Origin of the sequence: Faecalicatena orotica (assembly GCF_905197545.1) — a bacterium.
GTDB classification, from domain to species: Bacteria; Bacillota; Clostridia; order Lachnospirales; family Lachnospiraceae; genus Faecalicatena_A; species Faecalicatena_A orotica.
In genome coordinates this window covers 83,407-101,322 of sequence record NZ_CAJJZH010000010.1, presented here as the reverse complement: position 1 = coordinate 101,322, position 17,916 = coordinate 83,407, and the positions used below count along the sequence as shown (strand labels likewise).

Genomic DNA, 17,916 nt, shown 5'->3' with positions numbered 1-17,916 from the left:
CGGCAGTTTTTCCTGTGACTTATTTATCCAGTACCACCGCCGGTATTTCCAGCAGCTCTGCAACTTTCTCATAGAGTGATCCATTATGCCCCACACTCATGGCAAAATGATGCGTAGGCGCCTCTGCAAACCATTCATCCATGAAAGAATCCGGATCTTTTTTGAACTTTACAGGCGTCTGGGTATTGCCGATCGTCATGATCGTACCGTCTGTCGACTCCGCTTCCGTGATGATGAATTTGAGTTTTCCGTCGATTGTCTGTGTACAGCCGAGGTTTGTAATATCCCCCGCTCTTACCTTTGCCTCTACAGATACCCCGGTCCCCTGTTTCCCATGATATAACCCCATGCCTCTCAGGATCGGCTTTCCTTTTGCAATCTCCAAATGAAACGGGCCGTCGTGTCCGAGGAGGATTGTGCCGTCCTCATAATCCACGGTCACAATTTCACAGAAACTGCCGCCCTTTCCAAGGATATCACAGATTTTCATGGCGAGACATGTCTTCAGGTCGCCTTCCCCGGCACATGGAATCCCTTCTGCGGTGAGAAGCGAATGACCAACTATAAAGCCGCCCTGCATGTCTTCATAATGATTGCCCGGAGCGCCGTGATAATAATATGTCAGTGCATCCAGATCAAACTCTTCCACCATTTTCTCCTGCGCGGCCGCTATCTTAGCAGACCAGTTCATCTGTTCTTCTGTCGGCTTCTGTGCCAGCGGGTCTGCCGCGGCATCCCCGCTGATGGTAAAGAACTCCTCAATCTCTTTTCTTTTTTCTTCCGTCTCTTCCTCTGTCACGCTCTGAAGCATCCTGTCCAGATCACACATCTCCAACACTTCAACATGTGCACCTGTCTGGGCCTGAAACATGGTAAAATCACTGTACATATCCAGCATGCCGCTGTATGTATTGCCGAGGAACCCAAATCTTGCCCCCTCCAGATTGCGTTTTACCTTCGCTGCAAGCACCCACTCCTCAATCTTCTTCCATGCACGCTTCGCCTCGGGACGATGGGCTGTTACTTCGTCCGTCATGGAAATAACCGGTGTGTAGTCCAGACCAAGCAGTCCGTTCACAACATGGTACTTGATTCCCGCACGGTTAAAAGCATTGGATACCTCCGGGACCGGACATGCACCACAGTGTGCAAGCCATTCCCCGGTCGTCGTTTTTTCATAATTTATTCTGGCCGCAGGCTGCAGGTTCAGTACGACAGCCGGTGCCTTACAGATCTGGTGGACCGGCAGGATCGATGCGCTTGTCACATAGGTTGCCGAATGGATAAAAATCAGATCAACATTTTTCTCATTAAAGTAGCAGCCAGCCTTCTGTCCCTCCTGCTCACAGTCAACAAGGCCATAATAGTATACTTCCGCCCCGAAATCTTCTACACTTCTTACGATAAATTCCCCATACTCAATCAGCCGTTCGCGCAAACCGGGAAATTGTCCCCAGTAATGCTTCAGCCCCATAGAGTAAATACCGATCCGTGGTTTCTTTACTTCTTTTCTTGTCATCATTTTATCTCCTCCTGACCGTTCTTTCGTTTCTGTTTACAAACACATTATAATCCTGTAAAATTGGAATTACATCCAAGCAAATTGTCCAAAAATAACAGAATGTTGTGGTGATACTATGAAGACAAAAACAGAACTTTTAGAGCGCGGCTCCCATACATGGAGTGAAGACTCCGTCCGGCTGATCCTAACTCCCGGTACAACCGCCAAAACAACGTATTTTTATACACAGGAGATTGGTTATTTCAAGACCTGCCACCCATACTTTTCAGAACGCCAGAATCTGGACTCGTTCCTTATCGTATATACCGTTTCCGGCAAAGGGTTTCTGGAATATGAAGGAAATACATACACTCTGAAAAAGGGACAGTGCTTCTACATTAACTGCGAGGAGCACCACATGTACTGGACCGGTGAGGACGAGGACTGGGAGATCCTCTGGATTCATTTTAACGGAAACAGTGCTCTCGGGTATTATAAAGAATTTACAAGAAATGGGTTCAGGATACTGGACTTAAGGGATGATTCCCTTATAGACCGCACTCTCCGGCAAATGATCTCTCTGCACAAAAAGAAAAACCTGACTACGGAGATTGTCACTTCTAATTTAATCAACGGGATTCTTACGGAATTACTTGTTCTGACCGCAACCAACAATGCAGACACATTCCTCATCCCTGATTATATAAAAGAAATCGCAAGAGAGATTGATAAGAATTTCAAAACGGATTTGTCGCTGAAATATTTTGAGGAGATGACACACAGAAGCCGCTATCATATCCTGAAGGAATTTAAAAAATATATCGGAGTTACGATTAACGAATACCTGATCACAGCCAGAATCACCTATGCAAAAGAGCTTCTGAAATATTCAGAACTTCCGGTCGGTGAGATCGCCTTCGAGTGCGGCATGAATAATGTGACGCATTTTATTAATCTTTTTAAGGCAAGGGAAGGACAGACGCCTCTCGTTTACCGGAAAGCCTGGAGAAGTTAAAATGCGGGTCCGTGAAACCTCAGACGGACCCGCATTTTTTGTATACAGGGAGGGAGCCCTGTTACAAACGTATTAAGTTTACTCTATGTGTTGGCTTTTACCAGAGATCTTTATAAATCTGGACAATATCCGCTTTTCTCGGAACACGCGGATTCGTCGGCGTACATGCATCAGCCAGAGCTGCATCAGCCATACGGTCAATTGCGTTGAAATAATCTTCCTTCTCGATTTTCCCCATCTGTGAAATTGACAGCGGGATGTCCATCTCTTTGAGCATAAACTGTACCCAGTTGACAAGTGAACGGACAGTCATGATCTTATTGTAGCTGCTCAGTCCCAGCAGCTGTGCCACTGTTGAATACCGCTTTACAGCCGGCAGGTACTCTGTACGGCTCTTGCTGTGTTTGTTGATATCACTGTTAAACTCAATGATATGCGGCAGCAGCATTGCATTTGCACGTCCGTGGGGGATATGGAATGTTGCCCCGAGCTGGTGTGCCATGCTGTGGTTAATTCCCAATGATGCGGAATTGAACGCAAGACCTGCCAGACAGGAAGCGGAATGCATCTTCTGTCTCGCATGGGTATCGTTGCCGTCAAGATATGCACGAAGCAGGAAAACTCCGCATATCTCGATCGCCTTCTCTGCCAGTGCTGTAGAAAAGTCATTCCGGTTCGTACTTACGCACGCCTCCAGGGCATGTGTAAACACATCCATACCGGTATCCGCCGTGACTGACGGCGGCACACTTTTCACGAGTTCTGCATCCAGAATCGCTTCATCCGGAGTAAGCTCTCTGGATACAAGCGGATATTTCATCTGTTCGGACGGGTCAGAGACAACTGCAAAAGAAGTAACCTCTGATCCGGTACCGCTTGTTGTCGGTATCGCAATGAGGCCAACCTCCCCGTAATTATCTACACGGAGTGCAAACTCACGGATTGATTTGGAGGAGTCAATAGAGGAACCGCCTCCAACAGCGATAATTGCCTCCGGCCTGTACTCCAGCATCTTCTTTACGCCTTCACTGATCTTGTCGATCGGTGCATCCGGCACTACCTCTTTGAAGATATCAAACTGGATATCTGCCTTCTTAAGAGGATCTAAGATCAGATTCAGACTACTGCTCTGTGCCATGAATGGGTCCGTAATAATCAGTACTTTTCTGTATGGAATCTCAGTCAGGCGATCCAGTGCCTGGTCGCCAAAGTATATTTTAGTCTTTATATCAAAACTCTTCATAGTGCCCTTCCTCTACTTCGGATAGATGCACTCTATCCCTAACTCTTTGAATGCCTGAAGCCATTTGGCCGCCGGCTTTTCATCAGTAACAACGGTGGTTACATCTTCCAGCATACCGACTGCTGTAAACGCCGTTTTGTCAAACTTACTTGAATCCACTGCAAGGATCTTCTCCTTGGCGGCATCCAGCATCGTTTTCTTATTATTCGCTAAAAGCTCATCAGAATCTGTAAGTCCGGATGCAAGGTCGAAACCTTTGCAGGATATAACAGTTCTGTCTACATGATAGGAACGCAGCATTTTATCTGTCTGGGGCCCTACGAGAGCAAAAGACCCCTCTCTGGAAACACCGCCTGTTGACAACACACTCCAGTCCGGCACATCAAACAATTCGATGATAATCTCTACTGAATTCGTTATCAGTGTCAAATTCCGTTTTCCTTTCAATGCCTTGGCAACATACACTGCGGTGGAGCTGGCATCCAGCATAATACTCTCACCATCTTTTATCCTGGAGCTTATCAGCTCTGCTATACGCTGTTTGCCTATCACATTGTGATTCTTCCTGATGTTAAACGGTAAATCAATATTTACATTTTCATTGATGACGGCCCCGCCGTAACTCTTTATCGCATACCCGTCATTTACCAGTTTCTCCAGATCTCTTCGGATCGTCTCCTCAGAAACATCATAAATCTGGCTTAATTCACTTACCACTACACGCCGATCAGCCTGCAGTTTCTCTAATATTTCATTCCGTCTTTCTATTGCAAGCATAGTACTGCCTCCCGCCCAGACTTTCACCGTAAATTACAAAATTACTTCGCGAATCTTAGCATCCGGATGTGCAATTACAGAGGAGTCAAGATACATTCCTTCATCTGCAACTGCAGCCTTCGCCCTTTCTATAGCCGCTTCTACCGCTGCCACATCACCTGTCAGCATCAGGTATGATTTACCACACATACCTCTTGCAATACGGAGTTCGATCAGATCTACGATTGCAGTCTTGGCTGCTTCATCTGCCGCAACGATAATGGAAGTCGCATCATACGTCTCCATAATGCCAAGTGCGGACACCTCTTCGATGTTCGTAGCCCCATAAATCGCTGGAAAAATAGATTTGTGCGGATTGCCGAGTACGAAACTGTTAATCAGGTGTTTTCCATGCAGTGTCTTCGATGTCTCAATGGCTGCATTCACGGCGCTTAAATCTCCTGAAATAATAACAATATATTTACCCGGACATACTGTCTGAGCCTCTATGATGCTTACTTCAGAAGTCTTTACCATAGCATCCGCTGCTACTACACCCGATGAAACAGTCTTATATTCTACCATTCCAATTGCCTTACTCATTGCCTGCACGTCCCTCCTGAGTTTCTATGATTATATATTTCTCATTCACATCGCTTACGATACCATCAATGCTCGCATGGATTCCCACGCTTAAGCCTTTGGCAGGTTCAGCGATCAAATGTCCTCTTGCCACCTTGTCGCCGCGTTTTACAACTGCAGATGCAGGTGCCCCGATATGCTGGCTCAGGAGTATTTTGACTTTTCTAACCGGAACCGCAGACTCGTCAAGAGGAGCCTCCCGGTCATACTTCGTCAGATCAAGCCTGGCCATCAGCCGTTCCATAGGAACTTTACGGTATTCTCTTTCCTCTCCCACCGGCTTTGGCACAACACCCTGCGGCGGTTTGATTCCATTGGCACGTAAACCTGCTTTGTATTCCGCCATTAATGATCTCGGTGACAATCCCTGCATACAGGAATACATCTCACACAGACCACAGGAAGAACAAAACATGGTATTGATAAATATGTTTGGTTCCTGCAAATCTTTACAGGTAGCCGCCCTCATAAATAAATGCGGCTCTATCGGATGTCCGAGACGATTTCTCGGGCACAGATCTGTACACATCGTACACTGGCAGCAGCATGCTGCCGCACGCTTTAAGTCAATGGATGACTTCCGTCTCTTCTTCTGGATAATCAGGTGGTCCTCAGGCAGCACGAGGACGGCATTTGTCGTCTTCGTAACCGGCTGCGACCCGCTTCCGATGAATCCCATCATCGGGCCCCCGATAAAATAAACAGGGTCTTTTGTTGTCACGCCTCCGGCGAGTCTTACAACTTCCTCGATTGTCGTTCCGATCGGAACACGTACCGTTACCGGATTTTCTACTTCCGCCACAACGGAAACAAGTTTATCAACAACCGGAGTCTCCTGATTCAGAGCCCTGTAAACATTATATACAGTCTCAACATTGAACACGGCCACTCCGCTTTCTATCGGAAGTCCTCCGGGCCTTACAACCTTACCCGTCACTTCATAAATCAGTACGACTTCATCTCCGGCCGGATATACTTCATCGAGCAGTCCCAGCCTGACCTCCGGATAGTCTCCGATGACCTCATTCAACGCTTCAATCGTCTTTTTATAAGCCTTTTTTATACCAATAACTACTTCTTTTGCACCTACAGCCTGCCCCATCATATGGAAGGTCTCAACGATTTCCTGTGCATATTTTTCAAGTAATTGTCTATGTAATCTTAAGAGTGGTTCACATTCTGCACAGTTCAGGATGATTGTCTCAGCACGTTCATCTAACTTTGCATAAGTAGGAAAGCCCGCACCACCTGCACCAACAATACCATTCTGCTGCAATATGCTGCTTAATTCTTTCATTTCCATCATTTCACTACTCCAGTCCTGTTCCATCGTCAATAATTCCAACAATCGCTGCATCAACAGGTGCCTCCGGCATTCCGGAACCGATTCGCGCAGCACTTCCCTGTGCCACTAATACATAGTCACCTATACCAGCACCAATCTTATCAATCGCAATGAGTTGTTTTGCACCGGTCTGCATATGTTCCAAAACATCCACAATCATAAACTTATTGCCGACCAGATTTTCACATTTGCGTGTCGAGACAACACTTCCTTTAACTTTACCTATCAGCATAACATCCTCCTCATGCGACTTTACATTTCTTTTTTTATACACTGACACATTGGCAGGAAAAATGCCAATGTGTCAGTGTACTGCTTTTATTCCATTCTTATTTAATAATTCTGACTGTATCACCTGTCGCAATCTTAGCTGCATTCGCTTCATCAGTATCGATATGCATCTCGAGGGTAAAGCTGTCATCCACACGGATCTGCACATGATTGAAAACAGTTCCTCTTTCGTTATCTGCCTTTACAGACACAACGTCACCGTCATGTACTCCGGCAGCAGCCGCATCTTTGGGCGGCATATGGATATGCCTCTTGGCAATGATGCACCCTTCATCCAGATAGATTGCGCCTTTCGGCCCAACTACTGCAATTGCTGCTGAACCTGCAACATTACCGGATTCTCTGATCGGCGCCTTAACACCAAGGCGGATCGCATCAGTTGCTGAAACCTCTACCTGTGATTTGCTTCTTACAGGTCCTAAAATTCTGACATTCTCTATTGCTCTAAGCTTCAGGCCCACAATAGTAACCAGTTCGTTGGATGCGAACTGTCCGCCCATCAGCTCTTTTTTCTTAGTTAACTGATATCCCGGACCAAACAGAGCTTCTACATGCTCCTGTGTCAGATGGATATGTCTTGCAGACACACCAATCGGCACCATGTATCCGTTATCTTCAGAAGCCTTTTGTTTCTCGACAGCTTCCAGTACCATTTTGGTAATCAATGCTACATTACTATTGTCCATATCAATTCTCCTCACTTGCATGCATGAAACGAATTCCTTCTTTTAAGAGTCCTGCTTTTTCATGCATACTGTGGTATTTACAGGCCTTACAGCCTGCCAATGACAAACTGTAAGGCCCTGTAACTGCCAAAACGAATTATTTGATTGCTGGAAGAATCTTCTCTACATCTGTGTGCGGTCTTGGGATTACGTGTGTTGCTACTAATTCTCCGAGTCTGCCTGCTGCTTCTGCACCAGATTCAACTGCAGATTTAACTGCTCCAACGTCTCCGCGAACCATTACTGTTACAAGACCGGAACCGATCTTCTCTGTTCCTACTAATACAACATTAGCTGCTTTGAGCATTGTATCTGCTGCTTCGATTGATGCTACTAAACCTCTTGTTTCAACCATTCCTAATGCTTCCTGTGACATTCTTTTTTCCTCCTTTAATTGAATCTTTTCTTCTACTTGTTCCGCCTGCTGCGCCGTCTGTTTCACTCTCTGGAGCGTTTTAGCCGGTGCCTTAGCTGTAGTCGTTTTTTTGGTGGATGCAGCTTTAGCAGTGCCGGTTGTCTTCTTTGCCGTACTTCTCGCAGTTCCGGCTGACTTAGCAGTGCTCTTTCGTGCTGCCCCTGCTGGTTTCTGGGAACCTTCGGCGTTTTCTGCACCTGTCGGTTTCTTCTCTTCTGCCATCTGACTGCCTCCTAACTTACCCTGTTCGCGCTGTTATTGATAAGCTTTAATATCTCCTCGTGAGGACTTGCAATCACTACATGCGCTACAGGCTTTTTAATTCCGTTTGCTGCGGCAGTTTCAATGGCCCCGGTTACAGCAGATACGTCTCCGCGGATGATGATTGTTACAAGTCTTCCACCTAACTTTTTCTCCCAGGTAACGAGCTGTACATCTGCTGTCTTGCACATAATGTCAATGGCAACAACTGCTCCCGTCACACTTGGAACTTCAAAAAATCCATACGCCTGTCCCATGAGACTGCTCCTTTACTTCTTCGATCCATTCCCGTTTGTTTCCGGAAATATGTGCTCTTCGCAGTTCCTATACTGTAGGAAGGATTTTCTCAACATCATTGTGCGGTCTTGGGATTACGTGTGTTGCTACTAATTCGCCAAGTCTTCCTGCTGCGTCAGCTCCTGTTTCAACTGCTGCCTTAACAGCTCCAACATCTCCGCGTACCATAACTGTTACAAGTCCTGATCCGATCTTCTCTGTTCCTACTAATGTTACCTCAGCTGCTTTTGTCATTGCGTCTGCTGCTTCGATTGCTGCTGTAAGTCCTCTTGTTTCTACCATTCCTAATGCCTGCTGTGCCATTTTATATTTCCTCCTAAACTTCTTCTATATAGATTTTATTGGGTTTCCCTTTATCTAAACCGCTCAGTTTCAGCATCTTCTCTGTATCCGCTGTCGGTCTTGCAATTTCATATTCGTTCACAACTCCAGCAAGCTGTTCTGCCCTTGCTCTCGCTGCTTCCAATGCGGCCTGCACATCGGATACACTTCCACGAAACTTAACCATGACAATCAGTGGAACAGGTAATTCATCCGCATTCGCCGGTTTATTCTTATCAAAGGTTTCGAGCGTTACATTGCCTGCCTTACAACCGGCATCTGCCGCCGCATAAGCTGTTGCCAGCCCGAATACCTCTAACATGCCTACTGCTTCTCCCATATTAATTCTCCTTCTTGGGACAATTGCTATTTATTCACAATAGCAATCTTCAGACCTTCCATCTTCAGGTTTGTCTGATGAGCTTCGTTAATCTGATCCAGTGGGAACTCATGTGTAATGAGGTCATCCATCGGAAGGCCGATTCCTTTTGCTCTCTTTAAGAAATCAAATGTTGTAGCGTAGTCCCTTAAAGTATATACCCATGAACCAACCAATGTGATTTCTTTAGAGCACAGGTCAAAGTGTGGGTTGATTGTTGCGTCTCCTCCGTTGATGAAGAATCCTAATTCACAAAGTCCGCCGCCGTTTCTGATGAACTTATAGATATTAGCGTGTGCAACAGGTGAACCAGTACACTGGAATGCAAAGTCTGCCGGATGCCCGTCAAATGCAGCCTTTACACCATCTGCCAGAGCTTCGATGCCCTTGAAATCCTTAAAGTTTACAGATTTCTCTGCTCCCATTCTCTTAGCAAAATCAAGCCTCTTCTGCTCACCGTCAACTGCTACGATGTTCTCGATTCCCATTGTACGCAGGACTGCAATACAGATCAGACCGATCGGTCCGCATCCCTGTACGACTACCCTGCTGTTGAATCTTAAGATTCCCGTTGTCTTTGCCCTCTCCACTGCGTGGATCAGAACTGCACAAGGCTCGATCAGAATTCTGGATTTCAGGTCAAGGTCGCTTACGTTGAATACGGTTGAACCTTCACGGATCAATATGTAATCTGAGAACCATCCGTTCAGATGAATGTCATCATCCGGAAGAAGTCCGTATACATCAGCTCCGCCTACGTTCTGTTTGTTCAGGTCATACATTGTGATATCCGGGTCATCTTTGAAGATCATACAGGTAACAACCTTGTCTCCGACCTTCAGTTCTTTTCCGGCACTGTCAGCCTTTACATTCTTACCCATCTTAACGATCTCTCCGGTTCCTTCGTGTCCAAGTACAACCGGGATCAGGCTGAACGGGTCTCTCTTGAATTCGTGGGCGTCAGTACCACATACGCCGCATCCTTCTACCTTAACAAGAATGTCTCCGTCACCGACTTCCGGGATCGGATATTCCTTGATGTCATAGTGTTCTAAAGCTGTCAGCATAGCTACGCGGGCAGTTTTTGGTATTGCACCTGCCGGTGCTGTTGTATTTGCAGCAGGAGCAGCTTTTTTGTCCAGCATACTTTCCAGTACCTGTTTTACAACTGCTTCTACATTTGCAGAATTCATTTCCATTTTATTTCCTCCTGTATTAGACAATCACCTTATTTTAACGTATGCACAGACTGTCTGTCATTACGCAGCGTCTTCTTTTTGTGAATGAACTTGCACTCGTAAGGCCTTCACCGGTTCTGCTGGCAATTGTGAATGTGCAGAAGCCTTCGCCCCCAAATCCGATTGCCGCATAGGACGGTCCGTTCTTTACAAGAATTGCCGTGTCAATCGCCTTTGCATACTTTGTGATGTTGTCAATGTTCTTTGAATGGATATGCGCAGAGTGTCTGTTGCCGTGCTCAAGCCATACAGACTGTTCAACAGCATCGTCAAAATCTTTCGCTCTCACAACACCCAGAATCGGCATCATCAGTTCTGTAGCAATCAGTGGGTGTTCCTTCGGACCTTCAAATGTAATACATCTGATGTTGTCCGGAACTGTTACACCGATCATACCAAGGAGTGTCTTTGCATCTCTTCCTACACATTTTCTGTTCAGTCTGCCGTCTTTCATAACAACTGCAGTGAGTGCATCCTGTTCTTCTTTGGAAGCCAGATAGCATCCCTGCTCAGATACCATGTAGTGCATCAGTTCATCTGCGATAGAATCTACAGCAACGATCTCCTTCTCAGCGATACATGGAAGGTTGTTATCAAATGTACAGCCATTCACGATGTCTTCTGCTGCCTTGCGGATATCTGCTGTCTCGTCTACAAGTGCCGGAGGATTTCCTGCCCCTGCGCCGATTCCTCTTTTACCTGATGAAAGAACCGCTGTTACAACTCCCGGTCCTCCTGTTGCAGCAATCAGGTGGATATCCTTGTGTTTCATCATGATATTGCTGGAATCCAGCGTCGGTTTCTGGACGGTGCAGGCGATGTTGTCAGGTCCGCCTGCTTCGATAGAAGCCTCGTTAATCATGTTGATTGCATAGATAGAAGTCTTGATTGCTCCCGGATGCGGATTAAATACGACTGTATTGCCTCCGGCTAACATACCGATTGTATTGCAAAGAACAGTCTCACTCGGGTTCGTACATGGTGTAATTGCTCCGATTACGCCAAACGGTCCCATTTCAATCAGAGTCAGTCCTCTGTCCCCTGACCATGCAGTTGTTGTGATATCTTCCGTTCCCGGTGTCTTCTCAGCAACTAACTGGTGCTTCAGGATTTTATGTCCGACATTTCCCATGCCGGTCTCCTCAACGCCCATGCGTGCAAGGATCTCCGCATTTTCTACTGTCTTCTTCCTAATATTTGAAATTATCTTCTCTCTGCCGTCCATAGACATCTTGCCGACAATCTTCTGTGCTTTTTTAGCCGCTTCAATTGCCTCGTTCATGTCAGCAAATACGCCGTGGCTTCCTGTTACATCAGAAGCGATCTGCATCTTTGCCATAACTTCCTGAACAATGTCCTGGACCATCTGTTCATTTACAGACACGCTAATACCTCCTTATTTATTCCTGCATTAGACTTCATACATCTGGCTGAAAACCTCTTTGCCATAAGCCGCAATTGCAGTATCCTGTTCGGCTGTACCGCCGCTCACGCCTAATGCTCCGATTATTTTCCCGCCCGCTTCCAACGGTTCTCCGCCTCCGAATATTACGATCTTACCTTCATTCGTAAACTGGATGCCGTATAAAGGCTGTCCCGGCTGGCTTAAGTGGCTAAGCTCTTCCGTCGACATCTTGAGGCTTGCTGAAGTAAATGTCTTATTAATTGCAATATCAAAACTTGCTATGTAGGCGTCATCCATGCACTGCACGGCAACAGGCCTTCCTGCCTGGTCGGAAACCGCGATTACCACGTTTACTCCCATACTGGCGGCTTTTTCTTTTACCTTTTCGATTAAGGTATTCGCTGCCTGTAATGTCATCTTATGCTTCTTGCATGTACAGACATGTCCGGCCGCATGGTGATGTGCGCCATTATCTTTCATCTGATCCAGTACCGCTTTCACGGCATTGGTAATATCCTGTTCATTCATAGCAGTCCCCTATTATTTCTATCAACGCCTGGTATTCGAATTACAGTCCCAGCTGATCCATTACTTTCTTTGTGATAGATGCAACTAAATCAGCATCTGCTGTAGCAGCTTCCGGTGCAGCAGCGCCGCATGATCCGCCGCAGCTGTGGCAGCTTGGCTTGCCTGCTTTTGCGTTCGGGCATACATTTGCAGGATGTTTTCCAGGAAGTCCCATCTGTCTTCTGATCTCGTATAACTTGTCCATCTGCTCTTTGTTGAATTCCTGTGGTTCACCGAGCATCTTTGACTGATATAAGAGCTGTGCGTAGAACTCTACGGATTCCATCTTATGATATGCATTCAGCAGAGAATTTGAATAAGCAAGTGCGCCATGATTCTCAAGCAGAACTGCATCAAAATACTGTAAGTGCTCAGATACAGCATCCGGGATCTCCATTGTAGAAGGTGTACCATATTTAGCGATCGGAACACATCCCAGAGCGATTACAGCCTCAGGCATGATCGGCTGTGTCAGAGGAATACCACAGATTGCAAATGTTGTAGCGTACAGCGGGTGGGCATGTACTACTGCGTTAACATCCGGTCTCTCCTGATAAACACGCATGTGCATCTTGATCTCAGAAGAAGGTCTGAACCCTTTGTTTGCCTGAAGTACATTTCCTTTTGCATCGACTTTACAGATATATTCCGGTGTCATAAATCCTTTGCTGACACCTGTAGGTGTGCATAAGAACTCATTGTCATTCAGTTTTACAGAGAAGTTACCATCATTAGCAGCAACCATACCGCGGTTGTACACTCTCTTACCGATTTCACACATTTCTTTTTTGATTTCGTATTCGTTTTGCATCCTTTTTTTCCTCCTTGGATTCTTAAAACAAAACTTTTTTGTTTTATGTTGTTTCTAACTCGATATTACCACATAACCCCACAACAGTCAACTTATTTCTGTGTTGGATTTGTTGTTTTTACGTAGTTTCCCCGTCCTCTTTACGTTTCCCACGGAAGTACGTCGCCTTCTTCCTTCAAATACTCCAGAATCTCGGGGATTCCTTCGTAATTTTTAGAGTCTACATAGAAGATCTTCTTACATCCGGTCAGCCTTAACCAGCGCTCTGCACGTGCTACATCTGCCTTCTTATCGTGGATTTTTGTCACGATGCCGATCACCTCACGGTTACACATGGACGTACAGCACGGCGGATATAAAGAATACGGCTCTGTCGCGGATAATAACAATCCCACAACATCAGCCTCGTAAGAATACAGCGCAAGCGCATATCCAAGATGCTTTGTCTGGGCATATTCGCCGGGGGTATCTATGATAACATCGAAGTTATTTACATATTGGGTCTTGTGATACTGGATTTTTTCACCCTTTAATGCCTGAGTCAGTGTGGTTTTCCCACACTCGCTTCTGCCCATCAGTACAATTTTTTTCATATATTTAAGTCCTTGTGATATCACATACGGAGAATCCCATCTTATCCCTGACGTAATCCAGAACCGCACGGATAGATGCCTCCACCTCGGAAATCGTCCCTGTCACGATCAGTGTACCGCTGAAACGGTCCACAAAACCAAGCTCGATTCCAGCCGCCTTAGTCGCTATATCGGCTGCTATGATTGCAGTCTCGGCCGGGCTGATCGTCAGTACACCGATTGCAGACTTACTGTGCTCCACCCTCGGGTCGAGTCCCAGCTTCTCATATAATATGATATCCGGGCTTGCAATCAAATGGGCGATTGTAATCTCTTTGCCGGGGACGAGTTCCTGTACGATTCGTTCCGGCATTTGTTCATGATTCATTTCCATTAACCTCCTATCTGACATTCCACTCCCGACGCCTTAACAGCAGTCTCAAGCAGCATCTCCATCTTTTCGTTGGCAGGCGGTTCCACGTTTCCCATCAGATACCGTCTTCCAAGACCTTCATATTTATCCTGGCCAAGCCTGTGGTACGGCAGCAGATGCAGCCGCTTTACAGTTCCCAGAGCCTTTGTATACTCTGCAATATCTCTGATTTCCTCCACCGTATCGTTGAACCCCGGTATAACCGGAACGCGGATACTGAGTTCTGTCATGCCGGATCTGGCAATACGCATCGCATTCTCCAGCATTAATTCATTTGAATGCCCGGTGAATTCCTTATGTTTTGCCGGGTTCATATGTTTGATATCCAGAAGGTACTGGTCTAAATATGGAAGGATTCTTTCTATAATAGAATAGTCCGCATATCCCATGCTCTCCAACGCAGTGCTGATCCCTGACTCGTTCGCCGCTCTTAACAGGGCTTCGGCAAATTCCGGCTGGCACAGGCTTTCACCCCCTGACAGGGTGAGTCCGCCTCCGGTCCTGCGGTAATACGTCCGGTCCTTTTCCACGGTCTCCATGACTTCGGCGACTGTAACATCTCTTCCTATCGTCTTTTTCTCTCCCTGCACAAGCATGGTCTCAATCTCAAACCGCTGAGATTCCGGATTACAGCACCAGCGGCACCTTAAGACGCAGCCTTTCAGGAAAACAATGGTACGGATTCCGTTGCCGTCGTGGATGGAGTATCTCTGTATGTCAAAGATACGGCCTTTTGTCTTTAAATAATCATCCATGCTGCTTTTCCCTTTCTGCTTCCTGTCAGAATCCCTGCTCTGTCCTGCGGATAATGTCATCCTGAAGTGACTTGGACAATGTTGTAAACAATGCGCTGTATCCGGCAACCCGGACGACAAGATGCTTGTACTGCTCCGGATTCTTCTGTGCATCCAGAAGTGTCTCGCGGCTCACGACATTGAACTGCATATGACTTCCCTTCTGATCAAAGTATGAGCGGACCAGTCCGACAAAATTCTCAAGCCCCCTTCTTCCGCTCAGTGCGGACGGATGGAACTTCTGATTAAACAGCGTACCGTTTGACGCAATATAATGGTCGAGTCTGGAAACGGAATTAGCTGCCGCCGTCGGCCCGTTCACATCTTTCCCTGCCGAAGGTGATACACCGTCAGCTACCGGGGTATGTGCCAGACGTCCGTCAGGCGTAGCCCCTGTCTGTGCTCCCAGCGGAACATTGGCTGATACCGGGTACAGTCCTGCCTGGAACATACCGCCCCTCGGGTTCTTGTAATCCAGAAGCGGCTTCGTGTATGTATATGCAACATCCCTTGCAAACGCATCTACTTCCGGGATATCGTTTCCGAATTTTGGCACTTCCTCAATCAGCTTCAGGATTCTTTCTCCGTTCGCTTTCACTTCCGGTGCTTCGGATGCAGCAACAACAGTCTTAAGTATTGCGGCAATCTCACGCCCGCCTACTGCCTGTCCGGCTTCCTTCATGCTTCCCGCGATCTCTGAAGTAATTCCTGCCACATCCTCACTGCTTAATCCTTTGCCATAATTCGTTGCAAGCGCTTCCTTCAGTTCCTTCATGCTGATCTTCTTCTCATCGTAAACAAGCTTCTTGACTGCATACAGCGAGTCTGCCATGTTTGCAACACCAAATCCCTGAGGACCGGTAAAGTTGTAAACAGCTCCGCCTTCCTGAACTGTCTTTCCCTTCTTCATACAGTCATCGACCATAGAAGAAAGGAATGGGAGAGGACATCTCTCGGCATGGGCCATATCAATCGCGTTGTCGGCATTCACAAGCAGCTTAATTGCGTAATCCATCTGGATCTTATATGCATGGTAGAATTCCTCAAAGCTCTTCATGTCTTCTACTTTGCCTGTCTTCGGCCCGATCTGTACACCCTTGTCCACTCCACTGCTGAATACAAGTTCAAGCGGACGGCACATATTGAAGAACGCAGCATCATGCCAGCCCTCGGTCTTGCCTGACTTCTGCGGCTCTACACAACCGATGATATTATAGTCCCTGGCATCTTCAAGTGTCAGCCCCCTGCTTACCAGTGACGGAATAATAACCTCATCATTATAATATGCCGGAAGCCCGATACCCGTACGGGTCAGTTCCGCCGCCTTGATCAGGAATTCGTGGGGTGTCCCGTTCCATACTCTGACGGATAATGACGGCTGTGGAAGAAATACATGCACGGAAGCTTGTATACTCATGAATGACAGATCATTCGTCACATCTACGCCTTCCTCATTCTGTCCTCCGGCGATCAGGTTCTGGAACAGACTGTAGCCTGCAAACCCTTCTGCTGAAACAGCATCACGGCATTTGTTCAGGTCATTTAACTTCACCCAGATGCAGTCCATCAGCTCCTGTGCGAATCCTCTTGTAATCCTGCCGCTTTCAATATCCTTCTTATAATAAGGATACATATATTGGTCAAATCTCCCCGGAGAAATAGAATGTCCACTGGATTCGATCTGAAGCAGCTGCTGCACAAACCAGAATGACTGGCATGCCTCGTAAAATCCTGATGCACCTTTTTCAGGTACATTTGCACAATTCTGTGCGATCTGGAGCAGCTCTTTCCTGCGTGTCATATCAGAACACTTTTCTGCTTCTTCCAGTGCCAGCTTCGCATAACGTCTTGCATATGTAATCACTGCATCACAGCTGATCATCACGGCTTCCAGAAATCTCGACTTCTTCTGATAGTCTCCGTCCGCCAGACTGAGCTTCGCGAGTTCTGCCTGTGCCTTCTCTTTAATCCCCGAAAATCCGATCGAAAGAACTTCACCGTATTTTACCGTCACATGGCCTACACCATTGTAAAAATAATTGCCCGGCGTAAAGATATTATGTTCTATGGCTAACAGCGTCTCCGGCTCCATGTAAGATGTTGCCAGTTCACTCGTTGTCTTCCCTGCCCAGTACGCGTTCGCTTCCTTAAGTTCTGCTTTTGTCTTCTCAGCAATATAGAACGGGTCTGCTGACCTCGTCTCTACGGTGTCGAATTCTGCCTCCAGCCAGTCATAAGAAAATTCCGGATAAGTCTGGCATCCTCTCGGAGCAATTGTCGTACTGCCTACGATCAACTCCAGATCACGAATGATGATCGGTATATTCTCCAGAATATGCTGAAATGCTTTTGCACGCCGGATGATCATAGGTTCCTGTTCCGTCTGTCTGTAAGACTCAGTAATCAATACAGCTCTCGCCGACTCAATCTCCGGCATCTTAGCATACAGATTCTCAACAAGCTTCGTAATACGCTCTGACTTGGGTATATCCGTGCTGTCATAGGTATATAATCCCATTTGCCCTGTCACTCCTTTCTTCCATATAAACAGGATACGCTTATATGTTCTATAGTCCTAAGGGAAAAGCCCCTGTTTCTGCCTGCAAAACATACACCTGCATTAATCGTAATGCTTCTCCACCCAGTTGTTACCATTATACTATTATAGCCTGTCTAAGTCAACAAAAAACAACACTTGCCGCATAATTTATATACATGAACCCAACACTTCCCAACATACTAATCGTTGTTTTTATTTGTTTTACATGAGATTCTGACTCACTTTATATTGACAAAACAGCGCCAATCACGCATACTATATGTTAGAGGTTTTATGATATCTCATACAGAACAGATAAGACACAATTAACGTTGTTATTGCAGACCACTGAATATATGGAACTGG

The 17,916-nt window shown here is 46.4% G+C and carries 20 protein-coding genes; 1 reads left to right on the top strand and 19 read right to left on the bottom strand.

What is annotated here, in order from left to right:
• Nucleotides 1-19 precede the first annotated feature (19 nt).
• Nucleotides 20-1,522, bottom strand: coding sequence for an L-arabinose isomerase family protein (locus ABIN22_RS19100; RefSeq protein WP_346910567.1), 1,503 nt, complete (start codon nt 1,520-1,522; stop codon nt 20-22).
• A gap of 115 nt (nt 1,523-1,637) precedes the next feature.
• Between ABIN22_RS19100 and ABIN22_RS19095 the strand changes: the two genes are divergently transcribed.
• Nucleotides 1,638-2,516 (top strand): AraC family transcriptional regulator, encoded by an 879-nt coding sequence (locus ABIN22_RS19095; protein WP_109731206.1) that lies wholly within the window; start codon nt 1,638-1,640, stop codon nt 2,514-2,516.
• 97 nt (nt 2,517-2,613) lie between these two features.
• Here ABIN22_RS19095 and ABIN22_RS19090 read toward each other — a convergent pair whose 3' ends face one another.
• The 18 genes from ABIN22_RS19090 to ABIN22_RS19005 form a co-directional block, all read right to left on the bottom strand.
• A complete protein-coding gene (locus ABIN22_RS19090; RefSeq protein WP_346910565.1) occupies nt 2,614-3,759 on the bottom strand; it encodes a 1-propanol dehydrogenase PduQ in 1,146 nt (381 codons plus the stop codon).
• A 12-nt stretch (nt 3,760-3,771) separates the two neighbouring features.
• The gene (locus tag ABIN22_RS19085) at nt 3,772-4,536 is read right to left on the bottom strand and encodes a DeoR/GlpR family DNA-binding transcription regulator (protein ID WP_346910563.1); all 765 of its coding nucleotides are present in this window, start codon (nt 4,534-4,536) and stop codon (nt 3,772-3,774) included.
• A 33-nt stretch (nt 4,537-4,569) separates the two neighbouring features.
• Nucleotides 4,570-5,118 (bottom strand): BMC domain-containing protein, encoded by a 549-nt coding sequence (locus tag ABIN22_RS19080; RefSeq protein ID WP_109731209.1) that lies wholly within the window; start codon nt 5,116-5,118, stop codon nt 4,570-4,572.
• Nucleotides 5,111-6,460 carry an SLBB domain-containing protein gene (locus ABIN22_RS19075; RefSeq protein WP_346910661.1) on the bottom strand — a complete coding sequence of 450 codons (1,350 nt, stop codon included), beginning with the start codon at nt 6,458-6,460 and terminating at the stop codon, nt 5,111-5,113. The genes ABIN22_RS19080 and ABIN22_RS19075 overlap by 8 nt, the downstream gene beginning before the upstream one ends.
• Before the next feature lie 7 nt (nt 6,461-6,467).
• The gene (locus ABIN22_RS19070; RefSeq protein WP_109731210.1) at nt 6,468-6,734 is read right to left on the bottom strand and encodes a EutN/CcmL family microcompartment protein; all 267 of its coding nucleotides are present in this window, start codon (nt 6,732-6,734) and stop codon (nt 6,468-6,470) included.
• 97 nt (nt 6,735-6,831) lie between these two features.
• Nucleotides 6,832-7,479, bottom strand: a complete 648-nt coding sequence (locus ABIN22_RS19065) for a phosphate propanoyltransferase (protein ID WP_109731211.1) — start codon at nt 7,477-7,479, stop codon at nt 6,832-6,834.
• A 136-nt stretch (nt 7,480-7,615) separates the two neighbouring features.
• Entirely contained in the window at nt 7,616-7,894 is a 279-nt protein-coding gene (locus ABIN22_RS19060) for a BMC domain-containing protein (RefSeq protein ID WP_044954962.1), read from the bottom strand.
• A gap of 272 nt (nt 7,895-8,166) precedes the next feature.
• Complete coding sequence (locus ABIN22_RS19055; RefSeq protein WP_109731212.1) at nt 8,167-8,451, bottom strand: BMC domain-containing protein; 285 nt, start codon at nt 8,449-8,451, stop codon at nt 8,167-8,169.
• Nucleotides 8,452-8,518: 67 nt separating this feature from the next.
• A complete protein-coding gene (locus ABIN22_RS19050) occupies nt 8,519-8,794 on the bottom strand; it encodes a BMC domain-containing protein (protein WP_024853108.1) in 276 nt (91 codons plus the stop codon).
• A 13-nt stretch (nt 8,795-8,807) separates the two neighbouring features.
• On the bottom strand, nt 8,808-9,152 hold the full coding sequence (locus ABIN22_RS19045; RefSeq protein ID WP_118621574.1) for a BMC domain-containing protein: 345 nt from the start codon (nt 9,150-9,152) through the stop codon (nt 8,808-8,810).
• 26 nt (nt 9,153-9,178) lie between these two features.
• Complete coding sequence (locus ABIN22_RS19040; protein ID WP_346910559.1) at nt 9,179-10,390, bottom strand: zinc-dependent alcohol dehydrogenase; 1,212 nt, start codon at nt 10,388-10,390, stop codon at nt 9,179-9,181.
• 34 nt (nt 10,391-10,424) lie between these two features.
• A complete protein-coding gene (locus ABIN22_RS19035) occupies nt 10,425-11,813 on the bottom strand; it encodes an aldehyde dehydrogenase family protein (protein WP_109731215.1) in 1,389 nt (462 codons plus the stop codon).
• Between the two features lie 27 nt (nt 11,814-11,840).
• Complete coding sequence (locus ABIN22_RS19030; RefSeq protein WP_109731216.1) at nt 11,841-12,362, bottom strand: GlcG/HbpS family heme-binding protein; 522 nt, start codon at nt 12,360-12,362, stop codon at nt 11,841-11,843.
• A gap of 40 nt (nt 12,363-12,402) precedes the next feature.
• Nucleotides 12,403-13,212, bottom strand: coding sequence for a class II aldolase/adducin family protein (locus ABIN22_RS19025; RefSeq protein ID WP_346910557.1), 810 nt, complete (start codon nt 13,210-13,212; stop codon nt 12,403-12,405).
• Nucleotides 13,213-13,352: 140 nt separating this feature from the next.
• Complete coding sequence (locus tag ABIN22_RS19020; protein ID WP_346910555.1) at nt 13,353-13,805, bottom strand: EutP/PduV family microcompartment system protein; 453 nt, start codon at nt 13,803-13,805, stop codon at nt 13,353-13,355.
• Nucleotides 13,806-13,809: 4 nt separating this feature from the next.
• Complete coding sequence (locus ABIN22_RS19015; protein ID WP_346910553.1) at nt 13,810-14,178, bottom strand: BMC domain-containing protein; 369 nt, start codon at nt 14,176-14,178, stop codon at nt 13,810-13,812.
• Nucleotides 14,178-14,972, bottom strand: coding sequence for a glycyl-radical enzyme activating protein (locus ABIN22_RS19010; RefSeq protein WP_346910551.1), 795 nt, complete (start codon nt 14,970-14,972; stop codon nt 14,178-14,180). The genes ABIN22_RS19015 and ABIN22_RS19010 overlap by 1 nt, the downstream gene beginning before the upstream one ends.
• Nucleotides 14,973-14,997: 25 nt before the next feature.
• Nucleotides 14,998-17,529, bottom strand: a complete 2,532-nt coding sequence (locus ABIN22_RS19005; RefSeq protein ID WP_346910549.1) for a glycyl radical protein — start codon at nt 17,527-17,529, stop codon at nt 14,998-15,000.
• Between the last annotated feature and the right edge of the window lie 387 nt (nt 17,530-17,916).